Annotated in this window: 4 protein-coding genes and 2 pseudogenes; 2 read left to right on the top strand and 4 right to left on the bottom strand. The window is 55.5% G+C overall.

The annotated features are described in order from the left end of the window. Together ACYQ2W_RS23800 and ACYQ2W_RS23795 are read left to right on the top strand one after the other, a co-directional pair. The coding region (locus tag ACYQ2W_RS23800; RefSeq protein ID WP_459873054.1) for an Rpn family recombination-promoting nuclease/putative transposase at positions 1-600 on the top strand (600 nt) is incomplete at its 5' end. An 80-nt stretch (positions 601-680) separates the two neighbouring features. Continuing rightward, positions 681-1,262: pseudogene (locus ACYQ2W_RS23795) on the top strand (sodium/proton-translocating pyrophosphatase); the annotation flags it as partial. Between the two features lie 178 nt (positions 1,263-1,440). On the opposite strand, the gene ACYQ2W_RS23790 reads toward ACYQ2W_RS23795, so the two are convergent. The 4 genes and pseudogenes from ACYQ2W_RS23790 to ACYQ2W_RS23775 all read right to left on the bottom strand — a co-directional run. Further along, a complete protein-coding gene (locus ACYQ2W_RS23790) occupies positions 1,441-2,535 on the bottom strand; it encodes a hypothetical protein (RefSeq protein WP_459873052.1) in 1,095 nt (364 codons plus the stop codon). Positions 2,536-2,561: 26 nt separating this feature from the next. Continuing rightward, on the bottom strand, positions 2,562-7,223 hold the full coding sequence (locus ACYQ2W_RS23785; protein ID WP_459873050.1) for a tubulin-like doman-containing protein: 4,662 nt from the start codon (positions 7,221-7,223) through the stop codon (positions 2,562-2,564). Positions 7,224-7,260: 37 nt separating this feature from the next. After that, the gene (locus ACYQ2W_RS23780; protein WP_459873048.1) at positions 7,261-11,061 is read right to left on the bottom strand and encodes a hypothetical protein; all 3,801 of its coding nucleotides are present in this window, start codon (positions 11,059-11,061) and stop codon (positions 7,261-7,263) included. Positions 11,062-11,451: 390 nt separating this feature from the next. Next, a pseudogene (locus ACYQ2W_RS23775) lies at positions 11,452-11,804 on the bottom strand (IS66 family transposase); the annotation flags it as partial.

The following is an 11,804-nucleotide window of genomic DNA, read 5'->3' as shown; positions in this document are numbered from 1 at the left end:
ACCGACTTTCACGAACTGGTAGCGCCCCTGCCCGAGGCGCTGCAGCCCTTCGTGCCGCACTTTCGCTACGCGCTACACGACATCTCGTCCCACAGCGAGACCGAGATTCGCGGCGAGGTGCTCACCCGGCTGGTGCAACTGGCGCTACGCCACATCTACAGCGATCGACCGGCGGAACGGTTGGCGGAATTGGTCGCGCTGATGGTGGAGGTGTTGGAGAGCGAAGGCGCACCGGCAATCCTGGAGTCGCTGTTGCGCTACTATGTGAAGGGCACGCAGACCCTCGAAGAGGGGGACGTGCGTGAAGTACTGGAGAGGGCCCCACGGGGAGGAGAGCTGATGCAGACGTTCATCGACCGGTATATCGAGCAAGGGCAACAGGTGGGACGCAAAGAGGGGCGCGAAGAAGGACGCGAAGAGGGGCGCGTGGAGGGGCGCCATGAAGGTCAGGCACTGGTTCTCCTGCGCCAGATCGAACTCAAGTTTGGAGCACCAACGAGTGCCATTGTCGCGCGAGTCGAAGCGGCCGACGACGAGACGCTGCTGCGCTGGTCCGAGCGGATCCTTACGGCCGAGGCGATCGAGCAGGTCTTCCAATAGGGGGAATCCCCGATTCCCATCCGGGCGTAGATGGGCATCCTTTTCGTGGCGATCACCCACAGCGCCGGCGGCATCGCCGATACACCCACGCCCTGGCCGGCGCGGGCGGCACGGCGCCCAACTTCACGCTGGACAACCACATGGTGCTCATCGGCCTGTTCATCGGCGGCCTGGTCCCCTACCTCATGGCCATGGAGGCGGTGGGACGCGCCGCCGGCGGCATCGTCAACGAGGTGCGTCACCAGTTCAAGGAGAAGCCCGGGATCATGGACCACAGCGAGAAGCCCGACTACGGGCGTGCCGTGGATATGCTCACGGTCGCGGCGATCAAGGAGATGATCATCCCCTCGCTGCTTCCGGTGCTGGTACCGGTGGTGGTCGGCGTCTTCCTCGGCAAGGAGGCCCTCGGCGGCCTGCTGATCGGCACCATCATCACCGGTATATTCGTCGCCATCTTGATGACCACCGGCGGCGGCGCCTGGGACAACGCCAAGAAGTACATCGAGGACGGCCGCTTCGGCGGCAAGGGCAGTGACGCGCACAAGGCGACGGTCACCGGCGACACCGTCGGCAACCCCTACAAGGACACCGCCGGCCCGGCCGTCAACCCGCTGATAAAGATCATCAACATCGTCGCACTGTTGATCGTGCCGTTGATCTGATCGCGCCGACAAGAACCAAGAAGGGGGCTTCAAGCCCCCCTCTCTTCGGCCGGCTCTTTGAGCCGGCCTTTTTTGTTTCTTCAGTAAATATAGGCCTTACTCAAACTCCGCTTTGGGCTTCGTAACACATATCACCTAGTGTGTGAAAACATGGAAACCATCAGGGGCGAAAGGCGAATCAAATTTCTTTGATACCGAAATCCTGTATTCGGTCCGCCAACTTGGAGAAATATTGATAAAATTCCGGCGGCTGTTCGCCGCCGTCCCAGCGCAACTCCAGCACGCTATCGGTAAGCCCCTGCCCGCACCACAGTCCCGGGAACAATATGATTCGCCCACCAACACATTGGTGATCGATAAAATACGCGAACCGCAACAGCGTATTCCTCGAGAAAAAGAGTCCGCACTTGTCGCGTCGACCACTGATTGTATTGCCCTCGACAACCATCCGATGCCACTTCGAGTGAATCAGCTCGTTGTCCTGTACATAAGCTTCATCATCCGCCGCCCCCGTCGACCGGTTCCCCCGATCGGGAAGATAAACCGAGCACCCCCCGTTGTCCTCCACACTTGAAAGCAACTGTTCCGCTATTGCCCAATAGGACTCCGGCACATCCTCGTCATAATCCGCGACGACGATCAGTTTTTTGATCTTCTTTTCCCGTTTCAGCATTTCCGGGAACATCCGCCCCGAAGAAAAGCCGACCCACGAGCCGCCCGATCGCAGCAATTTCGACGCCGCGGATCCATCCCAGCGTAGCTCCGTCACCACTTCAGGCGACGAGCGCAAAATCTCCACCACCGACTCGTTGGACAGCGAAACCCCGTCCCCAAACAACCGAGCCACATCAATCGCTGCCCGCGAAACGGCAACTCCCCGTCCCAGTTTCGCGAGGCTCACCGCGTGATCGACCTCGTAGCCAACCGGAACGGCATCTCCCCCGACGGACGAAACCAAGGCCACCTCACCGCGATGAAGCCCGACGCCTACGCCCCCCTCTTCCAGAAGCGACGGAATCAAACGCGCAAGCTGATCGAGTAGCTCCCGATCCACCGCGGTGCCGCCGCGATAATTGGAAAAGGCTACGACGAGAGCCGTCCCCTGCCATCCAATGAATACACTGGGCTCACCCAGCGCCGGAGAAATGCGGTGGCGAAACTCCAACGAGACAAGGGACTGAATACGTTCGAGACGTCGCGGCACGCGGGCAACGGCCTCGCTATCGGACTCCGTGCCTCCTACCGCCAATAACACCATCGAAAAAACCGTCATCTGCTATCCCTCCCCCAACCGGCAACCTAAGCCCGCTGCTCGCGTTTCACCACTTCCGCATAGATCTCGTCGATCTTCTCAAGGACACAGATCAACGCCTTCGCGCTGCTGGTCCTCTTGCGGAACATCGGCTGGAACTGATGGGCCAGCTTGCCCCGGTAGACCGAACGGAAACCGTCATCCTTTCGAAGCTCCTGCAATATTTCGCGAGGCTCCTCCAGCTCACGACAGAATTGGAGTACACGCATCGCCATATCGGGCCTCAATTGGGGAGCGGGCGCTCCCCCCTTCACCACTTCGCGCAGACTGGCCAGCGCGTCATCTGCCCCAATGCCGGCGAGGAAGTCGTGGACACCGGTGCGGCAAGGCTGTTCAAGGGTTCCTTTCAGGAAGTTGGTGTCCTCCGCCATCCACGCAAGAATCCCTCTGGCGGAGGTTCCACATACCAGGCAGGGATCCCCGTCCACGGAAAGATCCGGAAACTGATGAAGGTGGTAGTGATACAGCAAGTCAACCGGCGCGTAACGAACGACCGCCCCCTCATGGACGAGACCGGTCAAGCTCAAACAGATGGGACATCCCTTCACGTACTCTCCGAGCAAAGAATACTCGAGGATCGCCCCCTTCTCTTCGCCGCCGCAGGCACTGCATGTCCCGATGGAGTACTCCGTGGCGGTGTGCCACGCATCTCCTCCCGCACGACAACTGAACAGATTGCTACAGAAACCGGCTTCCGAAATACCGGAAGAGACCACCTGGATGTTCCCGTCGGAGGCGGGGCGCATCAGGTTGTTGCACCGCGGACAGCGATCGACCATGCATCCGTCGTCCGGCAACGGGGAAAAGACCGAGCCATCCCGCGACGAGCAGTAGTGGCAGGTCTGCACCGTACGCAGACAACGGGGGCATTCCACCTTACCGTGCCCTTCGGTGAACTCCGCCGCCGGGATGGGGTAGTCGCAGTGGTGACACGTATAGAACTTCTCACCCGGATGGTCCTGACAAACCCACTCGTTCTTCAGGTTTCGGAACAGGTGGGTGTGGGATGACGACGTCGGACAAACAGGAAAGAGAAAATGGCGTTTCTCCCCGTTGTGGCACTGTTTCTCGCCGACGACGTGGGAGTGCTTGTGCACCAGTTGCTGAAATTGCCCGCCCTGTACACGCGGGTTGATCCCGTTTTCGAAAAACGGACGAAACTCCCGTGGAATTGCTACCACGCGCTCCTCCGCCGGGTCCAGCGTCACGCAGCCCGGACACGGAAAGGTCTTTTTCTCATACGCGAAGGAGACCTCCGAAAAGCGCCTGCTTCCACGCTGGAACTCCTCCCAACACAAAGGACAGGCGTGATAGTCGGTCGGAATCTTTTTTTCCGAATGATCCGCACACTCCCACCAGTAGGTCCGTATGGGACGGCGGCAGGTCGGGCAGTTATACGGTGCGCCGTCCGTACCGACTGCTACACCCTCCCCCCTTGAGCCGATCTTCTCCGCCAGCGAATACTCCGTGCATCCCCGATTGCCGCAGCGGTTGCGGATCGGCTTGTCGCAGGAAGGACAGACGATTTGGCTGCCGTCGAGACCAGCGATGTTGTAGGTACACCCCGCGTTGCCGCAAAACGCCTTCCGCGGCTGCTGTATTTCCTGCAACAGCTCGGGAACGTGAAAACGCGAACCGAAGACGAAGAACCGCTTCTGGTCTTTCTTTTCCACATGGCGAAACGCGTCACCATACTCCTCCGCCCGCGCGATCTCGCGGCCGTGACGATACAGCTGATCGTAGTAAATGATCGGAAAATCGGACTTGACCTGGGATACCGAGGGGCTGCTGACACCAAGCAGCGTGCTGGCCGGGGCGATAAACAACCTAGAAATCTGACTTTGCCGGGCGCGCTCCTCCTTTTTGCCCCCCTCCTCGATAATGTCGCTGACCGGCTGCACAATGACCAGATTCTCCTTATGCACAAGGCGCTCGACGCCCCCCTCAGTGAACACTCGACTACGGCAGGTCTTCAACGCACGATCGATATCCTCCTTGTTTCCATAGCGAACCTCGAAGCCGCGGTCTCTGGACAGCCAGCTGCCAATCACCGCCACCATGACGCCGACGAGATCGAATACCCAAGAGGCGTAGCCATCTTCCCCGCTCTCGGAGTAGTGTGTCTCTCCGATCACCGTAGGATCAATCCGCGCCACGAAGAGGTCGGCCACGGCCGAAACCGCGCTCGAACGTCTCGCGTCGTCGTCGTCCGCACTTTCGTCGATTGGGCGAAGAGGTACCGACATCTGGTCAAAGATCTTCGACAATCCGTCCAAGACACCGCCTTTTCCCAGCACCCGATGACCAAAGGGTGTCGTCGAGTTTCTCGGGAATTCGGTCGTCCCCAACCCGTACCGCGCACACACTCGGACCACAGCTTCCTGTTTCGTCTGAACAACCAGTTCCGCCGCTGTTCGCAGCACTTCGTTGCCGCCGTCTTCCGCCGAGAAAACCCGCTGATCGACGACATCCTTGAATATCTCCGAGAGGATCCAATCCAACCGCCGTTCCCGAGCCAGATCACGCTCGGCACCTTCTTCGCCTCGAATCGCCAGGATGATCTTTCGGCCCTTTTCTATGCGCTCGCGATTAAACGAATCGACCCGCTCCAGCTCCCCGATGGAGCGCTTGAGCTCTACATACGCCGGTGCGGCCCCATTCTCGGAAAGAGAGCGCAACGCCGTCCGCGCGACCCGCTCGACGGTATCGATATCCACGCCCTTGCCTTGCGGGTCGACAAAAAGCGCGCGCCATCGGATGGCCGCCTCCGAGATCTTCTCGGAAATCTGTTCGAGCCAGAGGGCGTACAGCTGATCCAGTTTGTAAGAACCACCGAATTTGATGTAGTTGACACGCTCCTCTTGAGAGGCCACGCACTCGTGACCGAACAGCTCGAACTTCAGAAGCGACGTCATGGCGGGAATTTCGATCCGGAATGGCGACTCCTCCGCGCCGTTTTCGATATTCAAGCACTTCTTTAATCCCCGGATCTTGTTCTTCGTATTCTCCGACAACACCCCCTGCGAGGCCTTCAAGCAGGCGAGAAGCGAGTTCACCCCATCTGCTTCGACATGGAGTTGACGCTCCACCGCATCACGAAGTAGTTCGCCGTTCGAAAGTGAGATATGCAGCAGTCCGCTGTCGTCACTCTTGGCGTGAATGAGCCGGTGACGGAGGCCCTCCAGGGCCGACGCGAAGTCATCGAAGCCGGAAAACACACCCTTCGGCGAAACACTCCCCCACCTGACGTTCCTGTTCAAAGATTTAAGCGATTCGCTCCACCCTTCCAGGATAGATTTTCCTTTGGCTTCCCTGACCGAATCCATCATTCGCTGCACGAATATTTTTTCGTTTTCTGAAATAGACATATCAACAACACCAATCGGCACGCCACATGACAAGCCATTGGAATTCATACACGACGCACACATCCGTTTATCCGTCGGTGTGTAATTCGCGAGAAGATAGTTGTCCGTATCGAATTCCGCCGTTGCTCTCTCGAGAACGCGACGAACGAAGTGCAGGGCCACTTCTCCGTCACGGATCGACGTGAGCCCGATGCTCGTCGATGTGCTGAAAATATACTTCCCGACTCTCTCTGCATCGACGCTGCTGGAGTCGTTGTTTTCGTTATCCGCGCTGGTCTGAATCGTCCCCCTCACCGCGTCATTACAACGCGCCAGGATATTTTCCGCCATGCGAAAGTAGGCCGCATTGACTCGATTCTCCGCGCTGGCATGGGCACTCTCGCGCGGGTGGTAGTTCCCATACAGATACACTTTCTCGAACGCCGACGGATCGCCGGCCCTGGCTCGGTACTTCATTCCGCCGTTGATCGGATACTCAACGTGAAGTTCCCCTTCGTGCCGCCAGTTTTTCAACAGTGCCAACTCGCTCAATGCGGCATATGCATTCGGGCGAATGCGATCGTTCGAGGACATGTGCTCGAACGCCTCCGGCAGCAAAAAGGAGCCTGTCACCCGCGACCAGCGATCGACTTTTTTCACCAGGAATGCAGCGTCCCAGAACATCCCCGCGCCGCTTCCGCCAGCGAGCGAGCAGACGATCTGCACTTCGGGGTAGCTGTTGCGTCCGGAGAGGTCGCGAACCGTTGCGACTGCCGCCTTGATCGCTCCGTAATACTCGTTGGCGACATGGAAGAAGCCGACCCGCCCCAACGGCCTCCACTGCCCGGCGCCATCTCGAGACTCATCGAAGTTGAAGACATCCGCCCCCTCTTCCTCCTCCAGGGGAAACCACGCTCGAATTGCTCGATGCTCGAACGGTGGATCGCTCTCCTCATCGTTGTCCCCTTGAACCGCATTGCTACGCAGCGAGTGCAGCACCCTGGCAATGGCGCCGTGCTCCACCACGATCATCCGCTCCAGCCGAGGCAACGATCTGCTGGTTTTAAAGGCGTGATCGCCCTGGGTGTTGGCGCCATACGGGAGTAGATCGTCAACCGACTCGTTGGGCCGATTGCTATCCTCACTGGCGTCGACGCCGATAAATTGAAAACGACCACTGGATAGACACCCGCTCAACGAGTTGTCTCCCCCGAATTTACTCAGCCATAAAATGTGCCGAAGCACCCTTACGCCGGTTCCACCCAATCCAACAAAGACCGTCGGGCGATAACTAATATTCATAACCAATTCCCTCGCGCCGAAAATAAATTCAAATATCTTAATTCACGCCAACGCTGCCAAATAGCGAGTGAACGGTAGAAAACCAGAAGTTGTGAATTGGCACCATCATGAGAATGACAGCCAGAACGATCACAACATATACAATATTTCGAGCCACCGCCACCGTGCCAATATGTTTTAACCAACCACCGTGAGGAAATAACCGGCTCATTTCCGACGACACGGCTCTCCACGGCTCGCCGCCGTTAGCCATTCTCGTCCCGGACATCCTCCCTGCCGACAGTACTCCACCGTACAGCAGGATGGAGATCTCCTTCTGAGCGTGATGAGCAACAACGAAAGCCAACCCCAAAAAGGTGAGCGCGGTCAGAATCGAAGACAGCCACCAAACCAACTCCATGTTCCATCCAGAAAACGGAAGGTATGCCTGCCCCGCGGTGGCACCAAGCACCGTGCCTGCCTTGATCTTGGAAATCTGACTCTTCCCGTTGGACAACACCCACATAACAAAATCCCCGGACTCGCTGCCACAGTCGCCATCGCCACACGCAAGTTTTCGTCTGACTCTTCTGTCTTTCCATGCGTGCAAACCCACCACAAAGAGAATCGCCACCAAAATTCCACTCACGACGATCGATGCATCAAATAGTACGGTGCTCACCCGCTTCTCCGGAAACTGCTTGAACTTTTTGTCCTTGTTCAGAATATCTACAACCGCCCCATTCAGATCAATGGAATTCAAGGTCGTATTGACCAAAAAGCTTTCCGACTTCACACCCGAATCGATCACTATTGATCTATCAATTTTATGTCTCCTGCCAATCTTCTTTCCGTCTTTTGAAAACTCTATCGACAAGTCATTCAGCAATATTTTTTCTGGATAGTTTTTTAAGAATTTCACATCAACTCTAACCAACGATACATTTCCATTCGACTGAAAACGCTGAGCGTATGATGTGCCTTGAATTTCTGCTGAAACACTACCCAAATTCAGCGCACTATACTCTTGCTTGGCAGCAGACGGATTCGCGACATCGACACGAACCAACGCGTTTTGAATTGCATCTACAGTGCTCAATTCACGCACCATTACGTCATCCAAATTCAACACTAACCTTTCACTACCACCACCCGTCAAGATGGTATTTTCTGCTACTGGAATGGAAATCGGCTTAGCGTCCTCTCTGTCACCAGCTTTCACGACCACCTTATCAATCTTAACCGGATAAACATCTTGATTTGTTGCAATGACGTGCAACTTCTTTTTCTTCACATCTAATGCAAGTGGCTTCGCATCACCATCTGCCACAACATCTATATTTCCTTCTATTTTTGGAGCACCGACCCCATACCAAACACCGTCACACTTATCTTTTAGCCCCTTAACAGCAGCTTCCGACCAAACACATAGCCACATATCATCAGCAAGAATAGCGTTCAACCTTGGATCAGCCACTGACAAATCGAACTTCCTGCTTTCTTTTTGTGAAAAAATCTCTACTTCCTTTGCAATATCAACAAGCTCTCCACCGCCGTCATTTGTACTCGAAAACTCAATCTTTGATGGCGTTTGCGCATACTCAGCACTATTTGTAATAATCAAAGAAAGTAGTCTACGATCAGTCGCCCACCTCACCGATTCAGCATTAATAGTAAATGGCTTGCTTGCGAAACCTTGCACACTGTACTCCTGCATACCACCAAGGTCATACACTCGCATTCGTAGCGGCCTATCTACCTTGATTAGTCTATCGAAACCTTCGGGCAGATCGATATTGACATTTTCGAAATTATTTGTATCAAAAACCCACTCTTGCGGCACATTCCCGTCTTTTATTTTTATCTTATACCAGGTTTTTTCTACTTCGTTCGCCATTTCAATCTTAATGATAGAGTTATATATATTATCGGTATTGCGCGCCTTGAACTCCAAGGATAACTTACCGGTCTTTTCCTGGGGAGAGGTCACACGAACAGACTGTTCATCAACGGCAATGTTGGTCCTAGGAGGGCTGTCAATTGGAAACTTTGCCCGATCCGACGTCCCAGATTCATCAAACACCTGAAGCTGATTCTGCTTTCGGTCAAAGATAAATCTTTTATTTAGCGCATCAAATGGTTCCGCACACGCCACATCCTGAGCTTTTGTAGCTGCGTCGATGAGCGTCTTGTGTACCTTACAGGAATCTTTTGTCACCCCATTTTCATCGTAGATCTTTATTTCCTTGATCGTTCCTAGAGAGTTTGACCTGTTCGCCACGGTCACCTTCAACTGATATCGTCCCGGAACAATCTCACTCCAGCGAGCAGCAATCGGCACAATTACGCCGGGGACACGGGTAACCTTGGCCTCCTTTCTTGCAGTAACACTATCGGCATCGTAGGCAACCGCAACCCACACCGTGTCAATCAGCATGCGATACACGTCATTCCCTATTGGTACCGACAGTGGGCGCGTCTCCCCTCCGGTGAGGGGTGTGGTGTTGACCTTTAATACTCGTTCTGGCGGGCCATCTCCTACAGCCTCTTTAAAAATCAATACTGAATGAGGTTTTTTCTCCTGCTTCCCACCATTCTTCGTTTCTACAATCAACAGATGGTCGCCCCCCCCGGTCTGGGCCTCCAATTCCACCTTCTGCACCTCTAGTTCACCAACATCTCGAACCGACACCTGGTATCTCTTATCCCCTCCCGCGGTTCGAGACTGGTCATGGACCGATACGTACAACTGCTTCGCAGCCGAAATCCTCTCCACATGCTCGGGATTGACCAAATAGGTTCTCGTCACTCTTCCGTTTGGCTCGATCGGCCCTCGAGACTCATCGATCAACGACGGCATGATTCGGTCTCCATCCAAGGAGTCGAACAACTCAATGCTGCGTACTGTGTTTCCCACTTTTCCGCGATTGTATAGAGACAGCTGTATGTTGTACCCCCCTCTCCCGTTGGGCTGGCCGGTGGCAGACTCCACCTTCAGCGGTGGCAACATGAAGCGGTTGAAGGATTCCGCCACCTTACCGGCAAAACTATCAATGTCGCGACTGAGACTCGCGTACTCCAATACCGCACCGATCTCCTTCTTCTCTATAGTCGTTATGGTAGGCCGCAGTGGGAAGAGCCTGTTGAAGCACTTCCCATACGGAAACGCTACAGTCTTTAGTTCATTCGTTTCTTTGTTTTTAGACGTTTTCGTCTCTGGCATCTTCTCCGGCGAAATATAGATGAACGCCAGCACCACCGGCAGTTGCTTCAATGCCAATCGACTCTTGTTCCCTTCCACCAACTGTTCGAGGTTCGACGTCCCCCACCCCCTACCGCCCGCGATAAAGCGGTCCGCGGCCGCGCACAAGTCCGTGCTACTGTTTCGTGGATCGTGGATGAAATCACTCGCGATCAGCACCATCTTCATTCGGCCATCCGCCGCCCCGTAGATATAGGGATTGGTGTAGATCGCGGAAAACAGTCGATCCAAATCAGTCTTTGAGCTCTCCTTCGACTCGGCAAATTGCGTTAATTCTTTTTCGATGTTCTTCTGCTCTTTCCCGCCGATGTTTTCCTGTATCGGCTTCACGTCCTCTCCAAACGAGTAGAGGAACACCTGATCCTGGTCGGTGAGGTAGGGCAGTTGTTCGTCGAACGGGTTCTTCGACTGGAACAGCTTCATCAACATTTCGGGAATTTTCCTGCTGGGCGAATCCTGCCCTCCCCCCAGCACCGTCGAAGAGCGGTCCAGATAGATGAACACATCTTTGGGCGGGACCTCTTCTGCGAGCGAATTTCCTACTAGGCAGAATGAAAGCAGCACCCCAATCAGTTTCCAAATTGTCACGTTGTTCATCTTTGATACCTTCATCTGCTCCAATCCCGACTTTCTCTCGCGAACCGACGCAAGAAAGCGGCTGGTCCTCGCTTGAGTCAGCACTCTTATTTCATCCCACACGCAGACATACCTTCGACGCGTGGAATGTGGGTTAAGCAACAAGCGAGCCAACCCAGACCTTCCCGTTAATCAGCGGGTTAGCCGAAAGGAGTCATGCGAAAGGTGTTCAGTTCAAGAGGGGTGACGAGCGAACTGAACAGTTTTTTCGGATAGAGGGGTGATTTCAGGAAGGACACAACGGGCACCGCGAAACGCTGCGGGTGCAACTTGTTTCACCGCTGGCTTACAGGAAGTAAGAGTTTAGCCTTTTGAAAAAGGCTAGCGGCCCGCGGGCGGGCCGGGGAGGTCTCAGGCGGCGCGATCGACGGCTTGATGGAGATCGAGCTGGCGGTGTTTTCCGGCGATGGCCTCGCGGGTGAGGCCGAGGACGAATTCCACGGGATGCTCGCCTTGCAGCTCGGCGGTGCGAAACAGCGACAGCAGCTTGGCATAGGTGGCCGCGCCGCGCTCGGAGCGGTTCTGCTGGCAGGTTTTGCGATTGGCCACGGGTTTGCGCATCTGTCGCTCGCCGAGATCATTGGCGGGGGTGACGATGGCGTGATCGAGAAAGGTGAGCAGCTCGCCACGGAAATTCGCCAAGCGCTTGCGCAGGCGAACGGCATCGTCATCGGTGCAGGGCGCCTCGATGAGGGCGTCCAGAT

This window comes from Endothiovibrio diazotrophicus (genome assembly GCF_054657215.1).
This window is presented reverse-complemented; position numbering and strand designations above follow the sequence as displayed.

Excerpts from the sequence above, each read along its gene's own strand:
- ACYQ2W_RS23780 (WP_459873048.1), bottom strand. The coding sequence starts at position 11,061 with ATGAACAACGTGACAATTTGGAAACTGATTGGGGTGCTGCTTTCATTC.
- ACYQ2W_RS23785 (WP_459873050.1), bottom strand. The coding sequence starts at position 7,223 with ATGAATATTAGTTATCGCCCGACGGTCTTTGTTGGATTGGGTGGAACC.
- ACYQ2W_RS23790 (WP_459873052.1), bottom strand. The coding sequence starts at position 2,535 with ATGACGGTTTTTTCGATGGTGTTATTGGCGGTAGGAGGCACGGAGTCC.